Origin of the sequence: Streptomyces sp. NPDC053513, from assembly GCF_044544765.1 — a bacterium.
Taxonomy (GTDB): Bacteria; Actinomycetota; Actinomycetes; order Streptomycetales; family Streptomycetaceae; genus Streptomyces; species Streptomyces litmocidini.
Window position 1 is genome coordinate 284836 of record NZ_JBITXP010000005.1, and the last position, 24091, is coordinate 308926.

Below are 24091 nucleotides of genomic sequence, written 5' to 3' on the forward strand. Positions count from 1 at the left end.
CCGCGAACCTCACGATACGTGGCACCGGTCAGTCCTTGGGGCTGAACGTGGCGAACGCCGTCTCCCGAAGCGTCTTGCACTCCGCGCCGTTCCACTCGTCCGCCGCGCAGCTGACCATGATGGAGTAGCCGTGCGTGGCGTCCACCTTGAAGCCGCGGTTGAGCACGTGGACGCGGATGCCCTTCTGCGTGCGCTCGAACTCCCAGTCGGCGACCGTCGGGTATCCCTTGTACGAGACGGGCCTTATGCCGAGGTGCTTGTAGTCCTGGCTGGTGGCGGCGACGCCGTACCTGGCCAGCTCCCAGGCGGTCGCCGCGTTGTCCTTCGGGCTGTCGTTGTAGTCGACCTGGACGCGCGGGAAGCCGCCACTCTCGCTGAAGATCGCGCCGAGCGAGTATCCCGGGATCGAGCTCTGCTCGAAGGACGCCGGCATCGCCATCGTGAAGTGCAGCGGGCCGTTGGTGACGAGGGTGTAGCCGGCGGGCAGCTGCGTGCCCGTGCCGCCGCCGGGCTTGCCGGAGGGGGTGGTGCCGTTCCGCCCGTCCGTGGACCCCGTCGTGCTGCCGGTGCCCGTCGCCCCCGTGCTGCCGTTGTCGCCGGGCTGCACGCCGTCCTGCCGGCCGGTGCCGCCCGTGGACTGGCCCTGGGCCCCGCCGGAACCGGTGGAACCGTCGGCTCCGCCGGAGCCGTCGCCGCCGGCCGTGGCACCGGCCGTGGCGGTGGTGCCCCCGTCGCCCTTGCCCTGGTCGCCCTTGTCGCCTCCGCCGAGGGAGACCGCGAGGATCGTCCCGAGCACGGCGAGGACGGCGACCGCGGCGATGATCACCAGGGTGCGGCGCGGCACGACGTCGGTCAGCGGCGCACGGGCGGGGGCGGGCTTCCCGCCGCCCCGCAGCGGCTCGGTCGCGAGCTTCGGGCCCGGCGCCGGCTCGGCCTTCACGGAGGCCGCCGCGTTCCGCACGGACTTCAGCGCGCCCAGCATCCGCTCGGCGGCGGCGTCGGGGCCCTTCTCGGCCGCGGGGACCGGCGGGGTCGCCCGGGGGCGCGGCGGCAGCGGTATGACGGTGGTGGCCTCGGGCGAGGCCGCGGGCTCCGGGTCGGGCGCGTCGAGGACGGCCCGCAGCAGGACCCGGGCGCGGGCGTCGTCGAGCCGCTGCGCCGGGTCCTTGGCGAGCAGGCCGTAGATGACCTGCTCCAGCTCGGGGCCGGCGTTCTTCGGCGGGTCGACCGGCTCGGTCATCACGGCCGTGAGGGTGGCGATGGCGGAGCCCTTGTCGTACGGCGGGCTGCCCTCGACCGCCGCGTAGATGAGGCCGCCCAGCGACCACATGTCGGCGGCCGGGCCGGGCTTGTGGCCGCGGGCGCGCTCCGGGGAGATGTACGAGGGGGCGCCGACGAGCATGCCGGTGGAGGTGATGGAGGGGTCGCCCTCCACCTGGGCGATGCCGAAGTCGGTGAGGACGACCCGGCCGTCCTCGGCGATCAGGACGTTGGACGGCTTCACGTCGCGGTGCAGGATGCCCTCACGGTGCGCCGAGCGCAGCACGTCGAGGATGGCGAGGCCGACCTCGGCGGCGCGCCGGGGCGTGAGCGTGCCGTCCTCGCGGATGGCGTCCGCGAGCGACTTGCCCTCGATGAGCTCCATGACGATCCACGGGCGGTCGTCCTCGTCGACGACGTCGTACACGGTCACGGCGCCGTTGTTGCGGATCCGGGCGATGGCCTTCGCCTCGCGCAGGGTCCGGGTGATGAGGCGTCGCTTCTCGTCCTCGTCGATGCTCGTGGGGAAGCGGAGCTCCTTGACGGCGACGGTGCGGCCGAGGGTCTCGTCGACGGCGCGCCACACGGTGCCCATGCCGCCGCGTCCGAGGACCGCGCCGAGGCGGTAGCGGCCCGCGAGGAGTCGTCCCTCGCCGACCGGCTCCTTGCGGAACCCGTCGCCGCCGCGCGGGGTGGCCGGGCCGGTCCGGCGGTCGCTCTCGCCGTCGCCGTCACCGGCTCCGAAGCCGGCGCGTCCGGTGGAGGGCTCGGTGCCGCGCAGTCGCCCGCCCGCGGCGGCGTCGCCGCCACCGGCCCCGGGCCCCGTCGCGCCCGGAGCCGTCACCCGGGCGGGAGACGCGTCCTGAGGCTCCTTCACGTCCGGCTCGGCCTCCCGGGCCGCCGGGACCGCAGCGCCCGGCGCGGACTTCACGGACTCCGCGGACTTCACGGACTCGACGGACTTCGCGGACTCCGCGGCCTTCGCGAACTCCACGGACTTCCGGGACTTCACGGACTCCGGAACCGCGGCGTCCCGCCCGGGCTCCGCAGCCTCCGGGGACTTCGCGGACTCCACGGATCCCACCGGTCCGACGGGCTCCGCGGGCTTCGCGTCCTCGACGCCCTGGCCCGCCTCCCGCCCGTCCTCCGAACCCTGCACACCCCGGCTGACCTGCGCGTCCTTCGCGTCTCGCGCCGATTCACGCGCGGCCGGAACCGCTCCTCGGTCGCCGTCGGTCGCGGCCCCCGCGGCGGCGTCCCGCCTGGGGTCCCTCGCCCTGTCCCGCGACTGCTCCGCCTCCGACATGCGTCCCCTCTGCGATCCCTGATCTGCGCCGCGTCTGCCGCTTCCCGCGCGATGCGGTAACCCGCCCTGGAAGAGAGGCCATTGTCTCTCACCTCGGGGCGGGTGACGCCCCCGGGTCCGCACTCCGGGATACGACGCCTCCGCGCGCCCCCGAGGTTCCCGCCGGACGCGGACCCCCCGGACGCCCTGTCAGATGGGCACGATGTCCGGCGCTCCGAGCCGTGCGGCGTCCGCGGTCAGGTCGTCGGGCTGCCGCTGCGACTCCCGCTCCGCCTCCACCCGCTTCTCGTAGTGCTCGACCTCCTTCTCGATCTGGCGCTCGTCCCATCCGAGCACCGGAGCCATCAGTTCCGCGCACTCGCGGGCGCTGAGCGTGCCCCGGTCGAAGGTCTCGATGGAGATCCTGGTCCGCCGGGTGAGGACGTCGTCGAGGTGGCGCGCGCCCTCGTGCGAGGCGGCGTAGACGATCTCGGCGCGCAGGTAGTCCTCGGCCGCCGCGAGCGGTTCGCCGAGGCTCGGGTCGGCCTCGACGAGGTCGAGGACCTCCTCCGTCAGGGAGCCGTAGCGGTTGAGGAGATGCTCGATCCTGACGACGTGCAGCCCGGTCCTCGCGGCGATCCTCGCCCGCGCGTTCCACAGGGCGCGGTAGCCCTCGGCGCCGAGGAGCGGGGTGTCCTCGGTGACGCAGGGGGCGACCCTTCCCCAAGCGCTTCGCGCAGGGGATGCCCCGGGGCCGAGGCCGTGCACCGCCTCGTCGACGGCGTCCTTCGCCATCACGCGGTACGTCGTGTACTTGCCGCCGGCGACGACCACGAGGCCGGGGACCGGATGGGCGACGGTGTGCTCGCGGGAGAGCTTGCTGGTGGCGTCGGACTCGCCGGCGAGGAGGGGGCGCAGGCCGGCGTAGACGCCCTGGACGTCGTCCCGGGTGAGGGGGGTGGCGAGCACGGTGTTCACATGCTCCAGGAGGTAGTCGATGTCGGCGCTGGAGGCGGCGGGGTGCGCCTTGTCGAGGTCCCAGTCGGTGTCGGTGGTGCCGACGATCCAGTGGCGCCCCCAGGGGATGACGAAGAGCACGGACTTCTCGGTGCGCAGGATCAGTCCGGTGGTGGAGTGGATGCGGTCCTTGGGCACGACGAGGTGGATGCCCTTGGAGGCGCGGACGTGGAACTGGCCGCGCTCCCCGATGAGGGCCTGGGTGTCGTCCGTCCACACGCCGGTGGCGTTGACGATCTGCTTGGCCCGGATCTCGTACGCGATCCCGGCCTCCACGTCCTGGACGCGCGCGCCGACGACCCGCTCGCCCTCGCGGAGGAAGCCGGTGACGCGGGCCCGGCTGGCGGCCTTGGCGCCGTAGGAGGCGGCGGTGCGCACGAGGGTGGTGACGAAGCGGGCGTCGTCCATCTGGGCGTCGTAGTACTGCAGGGCGCCGACCAGGGCGTCCTTCTTCAGGCAGGGCGCGACGCGCAGGGCGCCCCGGCGGGAGAGGTGCCGGTGGGCGGGGAGCCCGCGGCCGTGGCCGGAGGAGAGCGACATCGCGTCGTACAGCGCGACTCCCGAGCCGGCGTAGAACCGCTCCCAGCCCCTGTGCCGGAGGGGGTAGAGGAAGGGGACCGGCTTCACCAGGTGGGGGGCGAGCCGCTCCAGGAGCAGTCCGCGCTCCTTGAGCGCCTCCCGCACCAGGGCGAAGTCCAGCATCTCCAGGTAGCGCAGGCCGCCGTGGATGAGCTTGCTGGACCTGCTGGAGGTGCCGGAGGCCCAGTCGCGGGCCTCCACGATGCCGGTGGAGAGCCCTCTGGTGGCGGCGTCGAGGGCGGTCCCGGCGCCGACCACTCCGGCGCCGACGACCAGTACGTCCAGCTCTCGCTCGGCCATGGCCGCGAGCGCCTCGGCGCGCTCGGCGGGTCCCAGTGTCGCTGTCCTCACGCTGCTGCCTCCCGTCGTCCCCCGTCTGTCCCGCACGGGCTCCGTGCGCCGCCGCCCCTTTCGGTGGGCGGGACGCGCACGGGCCGTGAACCGGGCCCGTCGCACACGAACCGTGAACCGGCCCGTCGTGCGCAAGCCGTGAACCGGGCCCGTGTGGTCCGGCTCACAGCTCGATTCTGGCCCGCTCCCGCGACTTCAGCCACCGCCTCGCCGCCGACCTGTGGATAACACTCGGCGATCTTCGGCTCCACAATGCCGCAGATCGGTCATATTTACGCCTAGTCTGACATTGCGCTCGACCCGTTCTGGCCACCGGGCTTGCGCCTCGCGTCCCCTCCGGCTACTGGAAAGGACGGCCCACCCCCATGCCCGCTGACCTCGCCGTCATCGGCCTCGGCCACCACGGACTCCCCCTGGCCCAGGCCGCCACCGCCGCAGGCATCGACACCATCGGCTACGACACCGACCCCCGCCCCGCCGCCGAACTCGCCGCGGGCCGCTCCCCGGTCGACGGCTCCCTCACCGCCCCCGAGATCCGCCGGATGCTCTCGGGAAGCTTCCGGCCGACCACCGACCCCGCCGAACTCGGCCGGGTGCGCACCGCCGTCCTCTGCGCCCCCACCCCCCTCGGCCCCGACCGGACCCTCGACCTCACCGCCGTCACCGACGCCGCCCGCGCGCTCGCCGCCCGGCTGCGCCCGCACACCACCGTCCTGCTGGAGTCCCCGGTTCCCCCGGGCACCACCGAGGGCCTCCTCCGCGAGACCCTGGAGGCGGGCTCCGGCCTGCGCGCCGGACGCGACTTCCACCTCGCGTACTCCCCCGGCCGCCTCGACCCCGGCAGCCGCACCCGCGGCTACGCCGGCACCCCCAAGGTCATCGGCGGCCTCACCCCGGCCTGCACCGAGTCCGCGGCCGCCTTCTACGGCCGGCTCACCGACAAGGTGGTACGCGCGCGTGGCCCCCGCGAGGCGGAGACGGTCAAGCTCCTGGAGACCAACTTCCGGCACGTCAACATCGCCCTCGTCAACGAGATGGCGGTCCTCTGCCACGAACTCGGCGTCGACCTGTGGGACGTCATCCGCTGCGCCGAGACCAAGCCCTTCGGCTTCCAGGCCTTCCGCCCCGGACCCGGCGTCGGCGGCCACGGCGTCCCCGTCGACACGGTCGGTGCCCACCGCCCGCTCCGTCTCGTCGAACTCGCCGGCCAGGTCAACGAACGGATGCCCCAGTACGTCGTCCAGCGCGCCGCCACCCTCCTCAACGAGCACGGCAAGTCGGCCCGCGGCGCCCGGATCCTGCTCCTCGGCATCACGTACAAGCCCGACCTCCCCGACCGGCAGGGCTCCCCCGCCGACGAGATCGCCCGCCGCCTCATGGACCTGGGCGCGGCCGTCAGCTACCACGACCCCCACGTCCCCGACTGGCGCGTCCGCGACCTGCCCGTCCCCCGCGCGGACTCCCTCTACGAGGCCGCCGCCCACGCCGACCTGACGGTCCTCCTCCAGCACCACCGCACGTACGACCTCCAGGGCCTCTCGGTGAAGGCGCAGCTCCTCCTGGACACGCGGGGCGCCACCCCCGCCGGAGCGGCCCACCGCCTCTGAGGGCGGCCCGGCGGAAATCCCTGTGCCGTTGTCATGTACAGCTGCTAGCCTCCGGGACCTCAGCGCGCACCGTTCCACGCGCGCACCGTCCCGGGGGCCCCTTCATGTTCGGCATCATCCTCCTGCTCCTCACGTTCTTCCTGACCGGAGGAGTCTGCGGCCTCTGGGTCGCGCTCAACGTGAGGGACTCCGCCGTCCGGCTGGAACGGTGGCACCTGCGCAACCTCGACCTGCGCGCCCAGGCCGCCGGGCACCTCGGCCCGCACGACCGGATCCTCACCGCCACCGGCTTCCGCGTGGTCGGCGGGGCAACGGCCCTGATCGGGTTCGGGATGATCCTCGCGCCGCTGACCGCGGCGCTCCTCGGCTGACGCCGTTCACGCCGACCGCACTTCTCTGTTCCCTGGGGGGATCACCGCATGTCTCAGCCCGTTCCACCGCCCGGCAACCCGTTCGCCGAGGGCGCCGCGCCCAGCCCGTACCCGGCCTCCCCGCCGCCCGCCCCCGCGCGCGAGAACGTGGGGCTCGGTCTGGTGGCCGCCCTGGTCGCGGCGCTCGTCGCCGCCGGTGCCTACGGCGGCATCGCCGGTGGCATCGAGCGGGAGATCGGCTGGGCTGCCGTGGGCGTCGGCTTCGTCACCGGCTTCGCGGCCGGCAAGGCCGGCGGCCGCAACCCCGCCCTCCCCGTGGTCGGTGCCGTGTTCTCGCTCGGCGCCGTGTACCTCGGCCAGCTGATCGCCCTCGCGATCATCGGCGGCAAGGAGCTGAGCGTCTCCGCCACCACGATCTTCTTCGACCACTTCGACGTCCTCACGGCGGCGTGGAAGGAAGACCTCGACCCGCTCACCTTCCTGTTCTTCGGCCTCGCCGCGTTCGCCGCGTTCTCCGGCGCCAAGAAGGCCGCCGCGTAGCCGTACGCCGAGGACCGCGCAGCCGTACGCGGAGGGGCCCCGCACCACCCGGTGCGGGGCCCCTCCGCGTACGTACGGAAGATCAGCGCTTGTGCTGGGCGTCCGCGACCGTGACCTCGACGCGCTGGAACTCCTTGAGCTCGCTGTAGCCCGTGGTGGCCATCGCGCGGCGCAGGGCGCCGAAGAAGTTCATCGAGCCGTCCGGGGTGTGCGACGGGCCCGCGAGGATCTCCTCGGTGGTGCCGACGATGCCCAGGTCGACCAGCTTGCCGCGCGGCACGTCCTCGTGGACGGCCTCCATGCCCCAGTGGTGGCCCTTGCCGGGCGCGTCCGTGGCACGGGCCAGCGGGGAGCCGATCATCACGGCGTCGGCGCCGCAGGCGATCGCCTTCGGCAGGTCGCCGGACCAGCCCACGCCGCCGTCGGCGATGACGTGCACGTACCGGCCGCCGGACTCGTCCATGTAGTCGCGGCGGGCCGCGGCCACGTCGGCGACCGCGGTCGCCATCGGGACCTGGATGCCCAGGACGTTGCGGGTGGTGTGCGCGGCGCCGCCGCCGAAGCCGACCAGGACGCCGGCCGCGCCGGTGCGCATCAGGTGCAGGGCCGCGGTGTACGTGGCGCAGCCGCCGACGATGACCGGGACGTCCAGCTCGTAGATGAACTGCTTCAGGTTCAGCGGCTCGGCCGCGCCCGAGACGTGCTCGGCGGAGACCGTCGTGCCGCGGATGACGAAGATGTCCACGCCGGCGTCGACGACGGCCTTGGAGAACTGCGCGGTGCGCTGCGGGGAGAGCGCGGCGGCGGTGACGACACCGGAGTCGCGCACCTCCTTGATGCGCTGCCCGATCAGCTCCTCCTTGATCGGCGCGGCGTAGATCTCCTGGAGGCGGCGGGTCGCGGTCGCCTCGTCCAGCTCGGCGATCTCGTCGAGGAGCGGCTGCGGGTCCTCGTACCGGGTCCAGAGACCCTCCAGGTTCAGCACGCCCAGGCCGCCCATCTCGCCGATGCGGATGGCGGTCTGCGGCGAGACGACCGAGTCCATCGGGGCGGCCAGGAACGGCAGCTCGAAGCGGTAGGCGTCGATCTGCCAGGCGATCGAGACCTCCTTCGGGTCCCGGGTGCGCCGGCTCGGCACGACGGCGATGTCGTCGAACGCGTACGCCCTGCGGCCGCGCTTGCCGCGCCCGATCTCGATCTCAGTCACGATGTGTGGCCTTTCCCTCTACGTCTGCGCCTACCAGTATCCCCGACACAAGCGTGAGGGGCGGCTCCGGCCACATGCCGGAACCGCCCCCACGCGTCGCGCTGTGTTACTTCCTGCTGTAGTTCGGCGCCTCGACCGTCATCTGGATGTCGTGCGGGTGGCTCTCCTTGAGGCCCGCCGAGGTGATCCGGACGAAGCGGCCGTTCGCCTGGAGCTCCGGCACCGTGCGTCCGCCGACGTAGAACATCGACTGGCGCAGACCGCCCACCAGCTGGTGGACGACGGCCGCGAGCGGGCCGCGGTAGGGCACCTGGCCCTCGATGCCCTCGGGCACGAGCTTCTCGTCGGAGGCGACGCCCTCCTGGAAGTAGCGGTCCTTGGAGAAGGAGCGCTGCTCGCCGCGGGACTGCATGGCGCCGAGCGAGCCCATGCCGCGGTACGACTTGAACTGCTTGCCGTTGATGAAGAGCAGCTCGCCCGGGGACTCCTCGCAGCCCGCGAGCAGCGAGCCGAGCATCACCGTGTCGGCGCCGGCGACGAGGGCCTTCGCGATGTCGCCGGAGTACTGCAGACCGCCGTCGCCGATGACCGGGACGCCGGCCGCCTTGGCGGCGAGGGAGGCCTCGTAGATCGCGGTGACCTGCGGGACGCCGATGCCGGCGACCACACGGGTGGTGCAGATGGAGCCCGGGCCGACACCGACCTTGATGCCGTCGACACCGGCGTCGATCAGCGCCTGGGCGCCGTCGCGGGTGGCGACGTTTCCGCCGATGACGTCGACCGAGAAGTTCGACTTGATCTTGGCGACCATGTCGCCGACCAGGCGGGAGTGGCCGTGCGCGGTGTCGACGACGATGAAGTCGACGCCCGCCTCGATCAGGGCCTGGGCGCGCTCGTACGCGTCACCGGCGACGCCGACGGCGGCACCGACGATCAGCCGGCCTTCCTTGTCCTTGGCGGCGTTCGGGTACTTCTCGGCCTTGACGAAGTCCTTGACCGTGATGAGGCCCTTGAGGATGCCCGCCTCGTCGACCAGCGGCAGCTTCTCGATCTTGTGGCGGCGCAGCAGCTCCATGGCGTCCACGCCGGAGATGCCGACCTTGCCGGTGACCAGCGGCATCGGGGTCATGACCTCGCGCACCCGGCGCTCGCGGTCCGACTCGAAGGCCATGTCGCGGTTGGTGACGATGCCCAGGAGCTTGCCGGCCGGGTCGGTCACGGGGACGCCGCTGATGCGGAACTTGGCGCAGATCGCGTCGGCCTCGGCGAGCGTGGCGTCGGGGTGGACCGTGATCGGGTCGGTGACCATCCCGGACTCGGACCGCTTCACCAGGTCGACCTGGTTGGCCTGGTCGGCGATGGAGAGGTTGCGGTGCAGCACACCGACACCGCCCTGCCGCGCCATGGCGATCGCCATGCGGGACTCGGTGACCTTGTCCATCGCGGCGGAGAGCAGCGGGATGTTCACCCGCACGTTCTTCGAGATGTACGAGGCGGTGTCGATCTGGTCGGGCGCCATGTCGGACGCGCCGGGCAGCAGCAGCACGTCGTCGTAGGTCAGCCCGAGTGTCGCGAATTTCTCGGGCACTCCGTCGACGTTGGCAGTCATGACACCTTCCCAAATGGCCTTGATCGGTGCGGGATGTCCATGCTAACGGCCTGGAGCGGTGTCTCATTCCACGATCAAGATCAGCGGGCAGCTTTGGACGTTCGCACGTGTACGAAAGGGATGACCGCGCCCGGCAAGGCTTACTGCTCGGCCAGTGCGGCCGGGCGGCGCCCGGCGGGCACCGGGCTCACTGCTCGGCGAGCGCGCGCAGCCGGCTGAGGGCGCGGTGCTGCGCGACCCGGACGGCGCCCGGGGACATGCCGAGCATCTGGCCGGTCTCCTCGGCGGTCAGCCCGACCGCGACCCGCAGCACGAGCAGTTCGCGCTGGTTCTCCGGGAGGTTGGCGAGCAGCTTCTTGGCCCACTCGGCGTCGTCGCTGAGCAGGGCCCGCTCCTCGGGGCCGAGGGAGTCGTCGGGCCGCTCGGGCATCTCGTCGGAGGGCACGGCGGTGGACCCCGGGTGCCGCATGGCGGCCCGCTGGAGGTCGGCGACCTTGTGTCCGGCGATGGCGAAGACGAAGGCCTCGAAGGGCCTGCCCGTGTCCTTGTAGCGCGGCAGCGCCATCAGGACGGCGACGCAGACCTCCTGGGCGAGGTCCTCGACGAAGTGCCGGGCGTCGCCCGGCAGCCGGTTGAGGCGGGTGCGGCAGTACCGCAGGGCGAGCGGATGGACGCGCGCCAGCAGGTCGTGGGTGGCCTGCGCGTCGCCGTCGACCGCGCGGTGCACGAGCGCGCCGATCTCCCCCTGCCCGGCAGGCATGGGGGAACCCACGGTCTCGTCGTCGCGCATCGCTCCATGGTGCCCCGACGCCTCCCGGTTCGCGGCACCGCGTCCGTAGTTGTGCACCGAAGCGTTATGAGCAGGTGCGCCGGCACTCATCTCCCGCGCCCTCCCCTCCCGCTCGATCGACTCGTCCCCGAGGAACTCCACATCTCAAGGATGCGGCATCCCGCGGGGAAGTGACACAAGCCCACCCCGTCCACCCCACGACGGACGCGGGCGAGGACGGGGAGACGGCAGGTGACCTGCGATTCAGCGGACCAGGCCCCAGCGGAATCCGAGCGCGACGGCATGCGCCCGGTCGGAGGCGCCGAGCTTCTTGAAGAGGCGCCGGGCGTGCGTCTTGACCGTGTCCTCGGAGAGGAAGAGCTCGCGCCCGATCTCCGCGTTGGACCGGCCGTGGCTCATGCCTTCGAGGACCTGGATCTCGCGCGCGGTGAGGGTGGGCGCGGCGCCCATCTCGGCCGAACGGAGGCGGCGGGGGGCGAGCCGCCAGGTCGGGTCGGCGAGCGCCTGCGTGACCGTGGCCCGCAGTTCGGCGCGCGAGGCGTCCTTGTGCAGATAGCCGCGGGCGCCCGCGGCGACGGCGAGCGCGACGCCGTCGAGGTCCTCGGCGACCGTGAGCATGATGATGCGGGCGCCGGGGTCCGCGGAGAGCAGCCGGCGGACGGTCTCCACGCCGCCCAGGCCGGGCATGCGCACGTCCATCAGAATCAGGTCCGAGCGGTCCGCGCCCCAGCGGCGGAGGACTTCCTCGCCGTTGGCCGCGGTGGTCACGCGCTCGACGCCGGGCACGGTCGCGACCGCGCGGCGGAGCGCCTCTCGGGCAAGCGGGGAGTCGTCGCAGACGAGGACGGATGTCATGCCTGACCTCCGTGGCTCTCGCAGCTGTTGCGCGTCACCTTGAGCCTCCAGGGCTGTACGTATCGTCACCTGTGCGGTTGACGCTCTCGGACATTTGCCCGATCGCTTGTTCCTTCAACCGCCTCCGCACTCTCAACGACGGTCACTCGAAAGAGTTACGGGTCGGACGGCGTCTTCGGCACTCTACGTGAGGGGGCGTGCGCGGAGGAGAGCGGCGCGGCCCGTTCGCCCAAACATCGCAAGGTCTGCCCCATTTGGCGGGTTTTCTTCCCTTTTCGCGGTGTCTGTGACTAGATTCGCAATGAGTCATATTTACATCTACTTCGACAGTAGGTGTATCGCCCGGACCTGTCGGGGAAGACGAGGAACCCCGGCCATCAGCCATCCACCCGCCCACCTATCCGTTCGACACGGTTTCAAGGGGACAAGCGCAATGGCAGATTTCTCCCGCCTTCCCGGACCCAACGCCGATCTGTGGGACTGGCAACTCCTCGCGGCCTGCCGCGGGGTCGACAGCTCCCTGTTCTTCCACCCCGAGGGAGAGCGCGGCGCGGCACGGAGTGCGCGTGAGAACTCGGCGAAAGAGGTCTGCATGCGGTGCCCGGTGCGCGCGGAGTGCGCGGCACACGCACTCGCCGTGCGGGAGCCCTACGGCGTCTGGGGCGGCCTCACCGAGGACGAACGCGAAGAACTCATGGGACGCGCGCGCAATCGCCTGATCGCGACGGCGCCGGCCTCCGCGTCGGCCACGTCCGGCGCGTCCGCGACATCCATGACATCGCTCGGGGAACGTATGTGAAGGAACGTTTCTCTATTGCGCCGAGCGCCAGTGGGACGATGAAGGGATCCACGCGCCCGCGTACGCCGTGACTCGGCCGCGCCCGCGTGGCGGCACGGACCGGCTCGCCCCGGTCCGACCCGGCTACGCGCGCTTGGCGGCGTGCATCAGTTCGTCGAGCGTGGCGGCGACGGCCGGGACCTGCGCGAGGTCCGGCAGCGTCAGGGCCACGATCTCCCGCTCCACGGCCGGCTCGACGGCCACGGTCCGCGCGCCCTTGGGCCGTACGGACTCGATGGCCAGCTCCGGCAGGACGGCCACGCCCAGACCGGCGCCGACCAGGCCCACCACGGCCGGGTAGTCGTCGGTGGCGAAGTCGATGCGCGGGATGAAGCCCGCGTCCTCGCAGACGTCCACGAGCTGGCGGCGGCAGCGGGGGCAGCCCGCGATCCAGGACTCGTCCGCGAGCTCCGCGATGCCGACCGCCTCGGCGCCGGCGAGCCGGTGCCCCTCGGGCACCAGGCCGACGAGCCGGTCGGCGAGGAGCGGACGGACCACCAGGTCGTCCCACTCGGCCTGCCCGCCCCCGTACCGGAACGCCAGGGCGATGTCGCAGTCGCCCTCGCGGAGCATCTCGATCGAGCGCGGCGGTTCGGCCTCGACGAGGGAGACCCGGGTGCCGGGGTGCGCGGCCCGCAGCGCGGCGAGCGCGGTGGGCACGAGGGTGGAGCTGCCGCTCGGGAAGGAGACCAGGCGGACCCGGCCCGCCCGGAGCCCGGCGATGGCGGCGACCTCCTCCTCGGCGGCGGTGAGCCCGGCGAGGATGCCGGAGGCGTGGCGGACCAGGACCTCGCCGGCCTGGGTGAGGCGCATCTCGCGTCCGGTGCGGATCAGCAGCGGCGTGCCGGCGGAGGCTTCGAGGGCCTTCATCTGCTGGCTGACGGCGGGCTGGGTGCAGCCGAGTTCGCGCGCGGCGGCCGAGAAGGAGCCGGTGGCGGCGACGGCGCGCAGGACGCGGAGGTGGCGGGCCTCGATCATGCGTCCAGCATAAGCGGCTCTTGGGTGAAGAAGCCTGTTCTCACGGACGCCTTTGAGATCATCGCCCTTACAGTGCCCGCATGACCTTGCTGAGTGTGAATGTGGGCCGCGCCAGGTCCGTGGAGTACACGGACGCCGCCTCGGGGATGACGGGCATCGACAAGCGTCCGGTGGAGGGGCCCGTACGGATCGAGGCACCGGGGGCGCCCGGCGTCGGTGCGAGCGGGGTCGCCGGGGACGCGGTCTGCGACCTGCGCTTCCACGGCGGCGACGACCGGGCGGCGTACGCCTTCGCCCGGGAGGACATGGACCTGTGGGAGCGGGAACTCGGCCGCGAACTGGCCAACGGCTCCTTCGGCGAGAACCTCACCACCCGCGGCCTCGACGTGAACGGGGCCCTGATCGGCGAGCGGTGGCGGATCGGCGAGGAGGTGGTCCTGGAGGTGACCGGCGGCCGCATCCCGTGCCGCACCTTCGCGGGCTTCCTCGACGAGAAGGGCTGGGTGAAGCGGTTCACGCAGTCGGAGGCCGGCCCCGGCGCGCTGCTGCGGGTGATCGTGCCGGGCGAGGTGCGGGCCGGCGACCCGATCACGGTGCTGCACCGGCCGGACCACGCCGTCACGGTGGCGCTCCTGCACCGCGCCGCGACCACCGAACGCGCCCTGCTGCCCTCCACGTTGGCCGCCGCCGAGTGGATGGAGTCCGGGCTCCTCGCGCTCGCCCGCCGGTACACGGAGAAGTACGCCACGGCGTAGCCGCGCGAGCGGGGGCCCGGCGGGCCCGGGCCGGCCCGGAGGACAGGCACTAGGTTGCCCGTATGACGACTGCACTGATTACGGGCTCCACCGCGGGCATCGGGGCCGCTTTCGCACGGAGATTGGCGGCGGACGGCCATGACGTCGTGCTCGTGGCCAGGGACGTGAAGCGGCTCCGGGAGCAGGCGACCGAACTGCACGACCGGCACGGCGTCGAGGCCGAGGTGCTCGCGGCGGACCTCTCCGAGGAGGACGGGATCGCCGCCGTCGAGGCCCGGCTCTCGGACCGGAAGCAGCCGGTGGACGTACTGGTGAACAACGCCGGCTTCGGCAACAGGGGCCGCTTCCTCGAGGTCTCCATGGCCGACGAGCTGAAGATGCTGACGGTGCACTGCGAGGCGGTGCTGCGGCTGACCTCGGCGGCCGCCGCCTCGATGAAGGACCGCCGCCGGGGCGCCGTGGTGAACGTCGCCTCGGTGGCGGCCTTCGTGCCCCGCGGCACCTACGGCGCCTCGAAGGCCTGGGTCGTGCAGTTCACGCAGGGCGCGGCGCGGGACCTCGCGGGCAGCGGAGTGCGGCTGATGGCGCTCTGCCCCGGCTTCGTGCGGACCGAGTTCCACGAGCGGGCCGGGATGGGCACGGACAACATCCCGGGCTGGATGTGGCTCGACGCGGACAAGCTGGTGGCGGCGGCGCTCACCGACCTGGAGCGGGGGAAGACGCTGTCGATCCCGGACCCCCGCTACAAGGCCCTCATGGGTGTGGTGAAGCTGGCGCCGCGCGGCCTGCTCGGCGGGGTGTCGTCGAAGGCGGGCCGCAAGTACGGGCCGCAGTAGAACTCGCCACCCGCGGTGGCGCTCGCTACAGGCCCGGTCCCTCGTACGCCCCGATGTTCGGGGCCTCCGTCGCCGACACGGCGTTGCCGAACCAGTCCCTGCCGCCGTTGTCCGCGACGGGCGTTCCGGCGGACAGGGCCGGGGAGCCGGCGGCGAGACGGAGGTCGGGCAGGAGCAGCGGATCGGCGTCGACGCCGCCGGGGTTGGGCCGGGTCATGGCGATGCCGTGGAAGAGGTTGTGCGAGAAGGAGAGCCCGGGCGTGGGGTTCTTGAAGGCGTAGCCGCCGCTCGCGCCCTCGTTCACGAAGACGTTGTTGCGGATCGACAGCTCGTGCCGGGTGGTGGCGGGGCTGCCGGCGTCGTCCTGGACGAGGTGTCCGGGCCGGACCTTCCGGTTCACGAACGTGTTGTTGTAGATCCGCGTGTCGAGGATGGGGCCCCAGCAGTTCTGGACCAGCCGGGCGCCGTCGTCGACGCTGAGGTTGTAACGGACCACCGTGCCGAGGGTCTTGGCACCGCTGTAGGGGCAGATCAGCAGGAAGCCGCCGGCGTTGTCGTGGCTGTGGTTGTACTGGAAGACGGTGCCCCGGGAGGCGCCGTCGGCGTCGAAGGACATGCCGTCCTTGGTGTTGCCGCCGCCGGAGACCTCGTTGTACTCGACGACGGTGTCGTCGGTGTTGAAGGTCCAGATGCCGGCGTTGGCGGCCTGGGAGCGGAGCTGGAAGCCGTCGAGCCGGTTGTGGTCGACGCGGGCCCCGCTGGTCGTGTCGATCTTGATGCCGTCGCCGGCGAGCGAGGTCAGGGTGTTGTGGTGGATCCGGACGTTCAGGCTGGGCGTCCAGGCTCCGGGGTAGGCGTTCGGGTCCTGCTGGTTGCCGACCAGGTCGCGCTTGGAGAAGCGCGACTTGAAGTAGATGCCTTCCCGGTCGACGTCCCGGATGTCGTTGTGGTGGATCTCCAGGCCGTCGTACCAGCTGGGGACGGTCGTCCCCTCGACCGCGACGTGGATCGCGCTGGAGCCGGTGAGGGTCTTGAAGTCGCCGCCGCGCACGTCGTGGATCGACAGGTGGTCGAGGGTGATGCCCGGCGCGGCGCCGAAGTCGGCGAGGCGGAGCCGGACGCCGTTGCGCTCGGTGCCGGGGGAGGCCGCGTTGGCGATCTCCAGGCGGGTGAGGCGCAGGTACCGGCTGTTGGCGAGGAGTACGGCATCGTGGGCGCCGTCGCCGTCGATGACCGCGCGGCCGGCCGCGTCGCCGTAGTCGGCGATGGTGAAGGGGTGCGCGGCGGAGCCGGAGCCCCGGGGGGCGAGGGTGCCGGTGCAGGTGGTGCCGCGCTTGAACAGGAGCCGGTCGCCGGGCCCGTAGGGGTGGGCGTTGGCCTCGGCGAGGGTGGTCCAGGGGTGCTGGACGGTGCCGTCGCCCGCTCCGCTCGCGGAGCAGTCGACGTGGTGGCGGTCACCGGGCGGGGGTGCGGCCTGGGCGGGGACGGCCGCGAGCAGGGGGAGCGCGAGGGCGGCGGCGAGGGCGGTGCGGGTACGGCGCTGGGTCACTGATCCTCCGAATCGGGGGCTTCGAGTGCGAGGTGTGCGGTGGTGCCGTTCTGCCAGGTCACGGTCAACAGGTGTCCGTCGACCCGGACGTTCGCGAGGTCGGAGACGGGGGCGGGGTCGGGTTCGGCGGTGAGGGAGGCGAGGGCGACGAAGAGCGAGGCCGGGCCGCTCGTGGTGCCGTGCAGGGCGAGGGTGCGGCTGCCGGGGCCCTGGAGGGTCTCCCCGGTGGGGAGTTCCGTGGCGCCGGGCCGGTAGCCGTGGACCGGGTGGAGCTGGGCGTGCGGGCCGTCGGGGGTGACGGCCCAGCCTGTCTGCCGTACGGGGGTCCCCTCCGGGGCTCCGAGGACGAGGTGGGCGCGGAGCTCGGCACGGCCGTGGACGAGGGTCGCGGAGAGGACCCGGACGCCGGGCAGCGGGTGGTGGAGGGAGACGGCCCGGTCGGGGCCAGTGCCGGCCGGGACGGCGGGGCCGCGGGTGGTGGCCTTCCCGTAGGGGATCAGGGCGAAGTGGTTGTCGGCGGGGGCGGGGGCGGTGGTGGGCCCCGTACGGGTGGAGTAGGCGTGGCGGGCGTAGCCGGGGTCGTCCTCCTCGCCGGGCGCGCTGTGGACGTGGTTGCTGCCGTGGTTGTGGAGGCGTACGAGCCCGTCGGCGGCGGTGGTCTGGACGAGCAGCCCGGCGGGGGCGAAGGCGCGGACCGTATCGGCGCGTTCGGCGGGCAGGGGTTCCTCGGGGTCGGTCCAGGCGGGGTGGTCGGCGGGCAGGAGGAGGCCGAGGAAGCCCTTGGACGCCCAGTAGGGGGAGCCGGGGCCCGAGTACTCCTGGACGAGCGGCGGGTACGGGCCGTGCCAGCCGAGGGTGAGGAGCCCGCGTTCGTCGGTGGCGCCGCGCCCCTCGCCGCGGTCGAGGAAGTACCGCAGGGTGCCGGAGGCGAGGCGGCGGGTGGCGCCGGGGGTGAGCGGGGTGTGGCCGGTGAGGGTGCCGAGCCAGGGGGCGGCGGCCGCGGCGAAGCGGTAGATCAGGGACCGTCCGTACGGGACGGGGGCGCCGTTCGCGTCGAAGAGGTGGACGTACGCGTCGAGATGGGCCCGCAGCCGGGGGCCGTACCGGTCGAGGAGCTCGCGGTCGCCGGCGAGGTGGGCGTGGAGGGCGGGGTAGAAGTGCAGGGCCCAGGCGTTGTAGTGGTCGAAGGCGCGGTTGTCGCCGTCGCTGTACCAGCCGTCGCCGAGGTACCAGTCCTCGACGCGGGCGAGGGAGCGGTCGATCGTGGCGGCGGCGCGGTCGGTCTCGACGCCGGCGTCCTGGAGGAAGCCGGCGACGGTGAGGCCGAAGAGCCACCAGTTGTTGTCGACGGGGGACGGTCCGAGGGCGGGGAGGAGCCAGTCGGCGGTCCGCTGCCGGACGTGGTCGTCGAGGCGGTCCCAGAGCCAGGGGCGGGTGAGGCGGAGGCCGAGGGCGATCGAGGCGGACTCGACGATCGCCTGGCGGGTGCCGGCCATCAGGGGCCAGGAGTCCTGGTCGTCCCGGCCCGGCTTCTCGGTGCCGGCGGCGAGTCCCGCGGCGTACCGGTCGAGGTGGCCGCGCGGGTCCTCGCCGTGGGCGCCCGCGACGCGGAGGGCGGCGAGGAGGAAGGTGCGGGCCCAGCCCTCCAGGCCGTCGGAGCGGGGTCCGGACCAGCTGGGGCGGGGGCCGGGGAGGTCGACGAGGCCGCCCCGGGGGGAGGCGAACGGGCGGACGTCCAGGAGGAGTCGGTCGGCCGCGGCCTCCCAGTGGGCACGGGTCCAGCCGGTGTACGGGCTGAGCTCACGGTTCTCGGGCGGCGTGGGCATGATGCTCCCTGGGGCTCCCTGCGACGACCTCTGCGTCGCCGGGAATCCTGAACAGACTCCGATCGAACGTCAAGGGAATCGGAGCGAATGATCGAAACTCCCGTCGTTCGATCATTTCTGGGTTAGGGTGACCCACCCCGGGGTCACGGACCGCCGGAGCCGACGCACCACCGGAGTCCAGGGACCACCGGGGTCGACGGACCACCGGAGTCCACGGACCGCTGGGGCCGACGGACCACCACCACCGCGAGGGGGAACCGCGCCGTGCGCGAGAGTGCTGCCGAACGACACGACCGACTGCTGGCCCTGGTGCGCGAGCGCGGCACCGCCCGCGTCTCCGAACTGGCCGAACGCCTCGGGGTCTCCCCCGTCACCGCCCGCCGCGACGTCGAGGTCCTGGCCGGCCGGGGCCTGCTCGACCGGGTGCACGGCCAGGTCTCCTGGCCCCGGCGAGGGGCCGCCCCCGGCGGCGGACGCCCCGGCGAGGGCCTGGTCCTCGGGCTGCTCGCCCCCTCCGCCACGTACTACTTCGCCGAGGTCATCCGGGGGGCGCACGAGGCGGCGGCCCGCGCCGGGGCGCGGCTCGTGCTGCGGATCTCCGACTACCGGCCGGAGGAGGACCGCGCCCGCACCGAGGGGCTCCTCGCGGCGGGCGCCGAGGGCGTCCTCGTCGCGCCCGGCTGGCGGGGGCCCGAGGACCGGCTCGCGTACGGCGGCTGGCTGGCCGAACTGCCCGTGCCGGCCGTGCTCCTGGAGCGCCGTGCCGAGCCCGGCAGTCCGCTCGACGGCCTGGACCGGGTCTCCTCCGACCATGCCCACGGCGTGCTGCTCGCCCTGCGCCACCTGCTCTCGCTCGGCCACGCGACCCCGCTGCTCGTGGCCCGCCGGGACTCCCCGACCGCGCTCGCGGTGCGCGCGGGCTACGCCGAGGCGCTGGGGACGCTGGGCCTGGCGGAGCCGCGCCCGGTCATCGACTCCGTACCGGCCGAGGCGGACCCGGAGGGCTTCGAGCGGGCGGTGCGGGCGCTGCACGAGGCCGTCGGTTCGGGCCTGGCGAGCGCGGCCCTGGTCCACAACGACGTGGACGCGATCGAGATCGTGCAGCGTCTGGCCGAGCTGGGCGTGCGGGTGCCGCAGGACCTGGCCCTGATCGCGTACGACGACGAGGTCGCCGCCCTCGCCGACACCCCGCTGACGGCGGTCGCGCCGCCGAAGCGGCAGGTGGGGCGGCACGCCGCGGAGCTGCTCGTGGAGCGGCTCACCGAGGGGGCCGGGGAGGAGGCCGCGCGGCGGCATCTGAGCCTGCTGCCGTGGCTGCGGGTGCGGGCCTCGTGCGGGGCGGACGGCGGGGCGGGCACGACACCTTCGGTTTGATCTTTTTTCGATCAATCAATCTTTCGCTCTTGACTTCGGTCATGAACGGTCACAGGATCACGGCCACAACCTCCAGCCGCCCGCCCTCAGGAGCCGTGCCGTGACCCGTACTTGGAGCAGAACGTCCCGCGTCATAGCCGGCACCGCCACCGCCCTGGCCGTCCTCACGGCCTGCGGCGGGGGCGGTGACGACACCGCAAGCAAGCCGAACGGGCCCGTGACCATCACCTTCTGGGGCTGGGCCAAGGGCTCCAAGGACGTCGTGGACGCCTTCAACGCCTCCCACACCGACATCCAGGTGAAGTTCGAGGAGATCCCCTCCGGCACCGCCGGCGGCTACGCCAAGATCTCCAACGCCGTGAAGGCGGGCAACGCCCCCGACCTGGTCTCCATCGAGTACGCCTCGCTCCCCGAGTTCGTGAGCTCCGGCGCCCTCCAGGACATCGGCGACCAGTTCACCGAGGCCGACCGCGCCAAGCTCCTCCCGCAGTCCGTCGAACTCACCACCCTCGGCGGGAAGTCCTGGGCCGTCCCCTTCGACGCCGCCCCGCAGGCCTTCTTCTACCGCAAGGACCTCTTCGCCAAGTACAAGCTCCAGGTCCCCACCACCTGGGACGCGTTCAAGAAGGCCGCCGAGCAGGTCAAGAAGGCCGACGCCAAGGCCCGCATCGCGACCTTCTTCCCCGACGACCCCACCACCTTCGAGGCCATGGCCTGGCAGGCCGGCGCCCAGTGGTTCAAGGCCGAGAACGACACCTGGAAGATCGACACCACCGACCCGGCCACCACCAAGGTCACCGCCTACTGGCAGGGGCTCCTCGACGCCGACCTCGTCCACAAGGACGCCTCCTTCAGCCCCGAATGGGTCGGCTCCCTCAAGAACGGCACCACCATCGGCTATCTCGGCGCCTCCTGGGGAGCCGGCGTCCTCAAGGGCAACGCCCCCGAACTGAGCGGCAAGTGGGCCGTCGCCCCCGTTCCCACCTGGGACGGCAAGCCCGCCAGCGGCATGCTCGGCGGCACCTCCTTCGCCGTCACCAAGGACAGCAGGCAGAAGGCCGCCGCCGTCGCCTTCGCCGAATGGATGTCCACCACCGAGGCGGGCGTGAAGGCCCGGATCGCCTCCGGCACCTCCTCCGCCTTCCCCGCCGCCGCGTCCCTGCGCCCGGTCGCCAAGAAGGCCTTCGACGCCGGCTACTACGGCGGCCAGGACATCTACGCCCTCTTCGAGTCCGCAGGCGCCTCCATCAACCCGAACTGGTCCTGGGGCCCGACCACCGGCACCACCAACACCGCGATCAAGGACGGGTTCGGCAAGATCGCCCAGGGCGGCCCGTCCATCGCCGACGCCGTCAAAGCCGGCCACGACGCCACCGTCGCCGAACTCACCAAGCGCGGCCTGAAGGTCGAGGGCTGACCGGATGAAGGCCCGCACCCGCGCCGCCACGCTCCTGCTGACCCCCTTCTTCGTCCTGTTCACCGCGGTGATGGTGGTGCCGATCGGATACGCGGTCTGGCTCAGCCTCTTCACCGAGAAGCAGTCCGGACTGGGCTTCGGCGGCACCGAGACCGTCTTCACCGGCCTCGACAACTACACCGCGGCGCTGGGTGACCGGGCCTTCCTCGAAGGCTTCGGCGTCCTGCTCGGGTACTGCCTGCTCTACATCCCGCTGCTGCTCGCCGGAGCCCTCGGCCTCGCCCTCCTGCTCGACTCGGCGCTCGCCCGCGCCCGCCGCTTCTTCCAGCTCGCGCTCTTCCTGCCGCACGCCGTCCCCGGCATCATCGCCGCACTGATCTGGGTCTACCTCTACACGCCCCAGCTCAGCCCGGTCGTGCAGGCCATGGACGCCGGAGGCGTCGGCTTCGACTTCTTCTCACCCGAAGGCACCCTGCCCTCCGTCGTCAACATCGCCCTGTGGGAGTGGCTCGGCTACAACATGGTCATCTTCTACGCCGCCCTCCAGGCCATCGACCGCTCCGTCCTCGAAGCCGCCACCGTCGACGGCGCGAGCGCCTGGCGCGTCGCCTTCGCCATCAAGGTCCCGCTCATCAGGTCCTCACTGGCGATGGTCGGCCTCTTCACGGTCATCGGCTCCCTCCAGCTCTTCACCGAGCCGCTCATCCTCAACAAGGGCACCGGCTCCGCCGTCACCTCCACCTGGACGCCGAACATGTACGCCTACACCGCGGCCTTCGACCGCAACGACTACGGACTCGCCGCCGCGGCCTCCGTACTCCTCGCCCTGACGGCGGCGCTGCTCTCCTTCGCCGTGACCCGGCTGGCCGGGCGCCGGAAGGCGGGCACGGCGAGCGCGACGGCCCCGGCACCGAAGGCACGCCGGGCCCGGAAGGAGCAGCCGGCATGAGCAAGCCCCGCACCCCCTCCCGCTGGCTCTCCGGGACGGCCGTCAACGGCGCCCTCGTCCTCGCCGTCGTCTACATGCTCTTCCCGCTGGTCTGGCTGCTCACCGCCGCCACCAAGGACGCCGGAGGCCTCCTCGCCGGAAACGCCTTCTCCTTCGAGGGCTTCGACCTCGGCGGCAACCTCTCCCGGCTGGCCGAGTACAACGACGGCATCTACTTCCACTGGTACGCCAACAGCCTCCTCTACGCGGGCCTCGGCGCCCTCGCCTGCTCCCTGGTCAGCGTCGCCGCCGGATACGCCTTCCACGTCTACGACTTCCGGGGCAAGGAGAAGCTCTTCGGCCTCGTCCTCCTGGGCGTGCTCGTCCCCACCACCGCGCTCGCCCTGCCGATGTACCTCCTCGCCAGCGAGGTCGGCATCGTCAACACCTACTGGGCGGTCCTGCTCCCGGTCCTCGTCAACCCCTTCGGGGTCTACCTCTCCCGGGTGTTCTGCGCCGGGTACATCCCCGACGAGGCCCTCGAAGCCGCCCGTATCGACGGCGCCGGGGAGATGCGCGTCTTCTGGTCCATCGGCCTGCGCATGGTCATGCCCGGCTTCGTGACCGTCTTCCTCTTCCAGTTCACCGCCGTCTGGAACAACTTCTTCCTCCCCCTGGTGATGCTCTCCGACCAGAAGCTCTATCCGCTGAGCCTCGGCCTGTACGCATGGAACAGCAACGCCCACGCCGAACCCGACTACTACCCCCTCGTCGTCACCGGATCCCTGCTCGCCGTCCTCCCCCTCGTCATCGCCTTCGTCTCCCTCCAGCGCCACTGGAAGGCCGGCCTGACGGCCGGCAGCGTCAAGTGAGGAAGGCCCGTGACCACCATGCACCCCACCACTGACAATCGCCCGGCGCTCCTGCTCGCGATGGGTCCCGGAGTCGACGGACGCCTCCTCACGGAAGCCCACCGCACCCGCCTGGCCCGCCTCGCCCGGACCGACCCCCACCTGGTCGCCCACGACCTGACCGCCCCGGACCCGCGGGTCGCCGCCGCCCTGGCCGAGGCCGAGATCCTCCTGACCTGCTGGGGAGCACCCCCGCTGACGGCCGAGGTCCTGGCCCGCGCCCCGCGCCTCAAGGCGGTCGTCCACGCCGCCGGCTCCGTCAAGCACCACGTCACCGACGCCTGCTGGGAGCGGGGCCTGCGCGTCACCTCGGCCGCCGCCGCCAACGCGCTGCCGGTCGCCGAGTACACGCTCGCCGCGATCCTCTTCGCCGGGAAGCGGGTCCTGCGCTCGGCCCAGCGGTACGCCGAACTGCGCACCGACGACACCTGGCTCACGGAATCCGCCCCCTGGGGCAACTACCGCCGCACGATCGGCATCGTCGGCGCCTCCCGCATCGGCCGCCGGGTCGTCGAACTCCTCCGCCCCTTCGACTTCGAGATCCTGCTGTACGACCCGTACGTGGACGTCCCGCCCCCCGGCACGGAACTCACCGCCCTCGACGACCTCTGCGCCCGCAGCACGGTCGTCTCGGTCCACGCGCCGCAACTCCCCGCCACGCACCACATGATCGGCGCGGCACAGCTCGCCGCGATGCCGGCCGGCACGACCCTGATCAACACGGCCCGCGGCTCCCTCGTCGACGAGGAGGCCCTGCTCCCCCACCTCGTCACGGGCCGCCTGCACGCGGTCCTCGACGTGACGGACCCGGAACTCCCCCCGCCCGACTCCCCCTTGTGGACGCTCCCGAACGTCCTCCTCACCCCCCACGTCGCCGGCTCCCTCGGCAACGAACTCCACCGCATGGCGGACCAGGCCCTCGAAGAGGTGGCGCGGTACACCCGCGGCGAGCCCTTGGCGGAAGAGGTGAGGGCCTCGGACCTCCAGCGCTCGGCGTAGCCGCTCGGCCTCTTCGAGGACGAGGGGGACGGCGTCGGGGGCGCAGTGGAGGACGGCGGGCAGGGCCTCGTGCCGGGGCCCGGGCCGCAGGGCGAGCGCGGCGTGCTCCCGGGCACGCGCGGAGCCGGGACGCGCCGGTCCCCGCTCCACGCCCCGTGCTGCCAGGGCATCCGAGCCCCACCGACCTAGACTGGAAAGGTCCTACCTGG

At 72.7% G+C, this 24091-nt stretch carries 20 protein-coding genes; 11 read left to right on the forward strand and 9 right to left on the reverse strand.

Translation table 11 applies throughout. The features are described 5' to 3' along the window. Positions 1–28 precede the first annotated feature (28 nt). Entirely contained in the window at positions 29–2566 is a 2538-nt protein-coding gene (locus ACIGW4_RS11405) for a protein kinase (protein ID WP_399579875.1), read from the reverse strand. Between the two features lie 189 nt (positions 2567–2755). Next, positions 2756–4492 (reverse strand): glycerol-3-phosphate dehydrogenase/oxidase, encoded by a 1737-nt coding sequence (locus ACIGW4_RS11410; RefSeq protein WP_123454776.1) that lies wholly within the window; start codon positions 4490–4492, stop codon positions 2756–2758. A gap of 365 nt (positions 4493–4857) precedes the next feature. Here ACIGW4_RS11410 and ACIGW4_RS11415 point away from each other — a divergent pair, with 365 nt between their 5' ends. From ACIGW4_RS11415 to ACIGW4_RS11425, 3 genes are all read left to right on the forward strand, one after another. Next, on the forward strand, positions 4858–6099 hold the full coding sequence (locus ACIGW4_RS11415; RefSeq protein ID WP_123454773.1) for a nucleotide sugar dehydrogenase: 1242 nt from the start codon (positions 4858–4860) through the stop codon (positions 6097–6099). 104 nt (positions 6100–6203) lie between these two features. Then, positions 6204–6470, forward strand: coding sequence for a hypothetical protein (locus ACIGW4_RS11420; RefSeq protein ID WP_399579878.1), 267 nt, complete (start codon positions 6204–6206; stop codon positions 6468–6470). A 48-nt stretch (positions 6471–6518) separates the two neighbouring features. Then, the gene (locus ACIGW4_RS11425) at positions 6519–7010 is read left to right on the forward strand and encodes a hypothetical protein (RefSeq protein ID WP_123454769.1); all 492 of its coding nucleotides are present in this window, start codon (positions 6519–6521) and stop codon (positions 7008–7010) included. A gap of 82 nt (positions 7011–7092) precedes the next feature. On the opposite strand, the gene ACIGW4_RS11430 is transcribed toward ACIGW4_RS11425, so the two are convergent. The 4 genes from ACIGW4_RS11430 to ACIGW4_RS11445 form a co-directional block, all read right to left on the reverse strand. After that, positions 7093–8217 carry a GuaB3 family IMP dehydrogenase-related protein gene (locus tag ACIGW4_RS11430; RefSeq protein WP_093874493.1) on the reverse strand — a complete coding sequence of 375 codons (1125 nt, stop codon included), beginning with the start codon at positions 8215–8217 and terminating at the stop codon, positions 7093–7095. 106 nt (positions 8218–8323) lie between these two features. Next, positions 8324–9826, reverse strand: coding sequence for an IMP dehydrogenase (gene guaB, locus ACIGW4_RS11435; RefSeq protein ID WP_399579881.1), 1503 nt, complete (start codon positions 9824–9826; stop codon positions 8324–8326). Positions 9827–10013: 187 nt separating this feature from the next. Further along, on the reverse strand, positions 10014–10616 hold the full coding sequence (locus ACIGW4_RS11440) for a sigma-70 family RNA polymerase sigma factor (RefSeq protein WP_030211429.1): 603 nt from the start codon (positions 10614–10616) through the stop codon (positions 10014–10016). Between the two features lie 243 nt (positions 10617–10859). Then, complete coding sequence (locus ACIGW4_RS11445; protein WP_003948568.1) at positions 10860–11471, reverse strand: response regulator transcription factor; 612 nt, start codon at positions 11469–11471, stop codon at positions 10860–10862. Positions 11472–11904: 433 nt separating this feature from the next. On the opposite strand from ACIGW4_RS11445, the gene ACIGW4_RS11450 reads away from it, so the two are divergent. Continuing rightward, positions 11905–12270, forward strand: coding sequence for a WhiB family transcriptional regulator (locus tag ACIGW4_RS11450; RefSeq protein WP_123454765.1), 366 nt, complete (start codon positions 11905–11907; stop codon positions 12268–12270). 123 nt (positions 12271–12393) lie between these two features. On the opposite strand, the gene ACIGW4_RS11455 is transcribed toward ACIGW4_RS11450, so the two are convergent. Next, entirely contained in the window at positions 12394–13287 is an 894-nt protein-coding gene (locus tag ACIGW4_RS11455) for a LysR family transcriptional regulator (RefSeq protein ID WP_123454763.1), read from the reverse strand. 80 nt (positions 13288–13367) lie between these two features. On the opposite strand from ACIGW4_RS11455, the gene ACIGW4_RS11460 reads away from it, so the two are divergent. Together ACIGW4_RS11460 and ACIGW4_RS11465 are read left to right on the forward strand one after the other, a co-directional pair. After that, positions 13368–14042, forward strand: a complete 675-nt coding sequence (locus tag ACIGW4_RS11460; RefSeq protein WP_359590991.1) for an MOSC domain-containing protein — start codon at positions 13368–13370, stop codon at positions 14040–14042. Between the two features lie 62 nt (positions 14043–14104). After that, complete coding sequence (locus ACIGW4_RS11465) at positions 14105–14878, forward strand: SDR family NAD(P)-dependent oxidoreductase (protein ID WP_398710201.1); 774 nt, start codon at positions 14105–14107, stop codon at positions 14876–14878. 25 nt (positions 14879–14903) lie between these two features. Here ACIGW4_RS11465 and ACIGW4_RS11470 read toward each other — a convergent pair whose 3' ends face one another. Both ACIGW4_RS11470 and ACIGW4_RS11475 read right to left on the reverse strand, forming a co-directional pair. Then, positions 14904–16427, reverse strand: coding sequence for a right-handed parallel beta-helix repeat-containing protein (locus ACIGW4_RS11470; protein WP_399579886.1), 1524 nt, complete (start codon positions 16425–16427; stop codon positions 14904–14906). After that, positions 16424–18253, reverse strand: coding sequence for a DUF2264 domain-containing protein (locus tag ACIGW4_RS11475; protein ID WP_399579887.1), 1830 nt, complete (start codon positions 18251–18253; stop codon positions 16424–16426). Before ACIGW4_RS11475 ends, ACIGW4_RS11470 begins: the two co-directional genes overlap by 4 nt. A 264-nt stretch (positions 18254–18517) precedes the next feature. Between ACIGW4_RS11475 and ACIGW4_RS11480 the strand changes: the two genes are divergently transcribed. From ACIGW4_RS11480 to ACIGW4_RS11500, 5 genes are all read left to right on the forward strand, one after another. Beyond that, positions 18518–19627: a substrate-binding domain-containing protein gene (locus ACIGW4_RS11480; RefSeq protein ID WP_399579890.1), complete on the forward strand. Its 1110-nt coding sequence runs from the start codon at positions 18518–18520 to the stop codon at positions 19625–19627. Positions 19628–19727: 100 nt separating this feature from the next. Beyond that, a complete protein-coding gene (locus ACIGW4_RS11485; protein WP_399579893.1) occupies positions 19728–21044 on the forward strand; it encodes an ABC transporter substrate-binding protein in 1317 nt (438 codons plus the stop codon). A 4-nt stretch (positions 21045–21048) separates the two neighbouring features. Then, positions 21049–21993, forward strand: a complete 945-nt coding sequence (locus ACIGW4_RS11490) for a carbohydrate ABC transporter permease (RefSeq protein WP_399579896.1) — start codon at positions 21049–21051, stop codon at positions 21991–21993. Further along, positions 21990–22844: a carbohydrate ABC transporter permease gene (locus ACIGW4_RS11495; protein WP_399579899.1), complete on the forward strand. Its 855-nt coding sequence runs from the start codon at positions 21990–21992 to the stop codon at positions 22842–22844. Before ACIGW4_RS11490 ends, ACIGW4_RS11495 begins: the two co-directional genes overlap by 4 nt. An 18-nt stretch (positions 22845–22862) precedes the next feature. Beyond that, positions 22863–23882 (forward strand): hydroxyacid dehydrogenase, encoded by a 1020-nt coding sequence (locus tag ACIGW4_RS11500; protein ID WP_399580014.1) that lies wholly within the window; start codon positions 22863–22865, stop codon positions 23880–23882. Positions 23883–24091 lie beyond the last annotated feature (209 nt).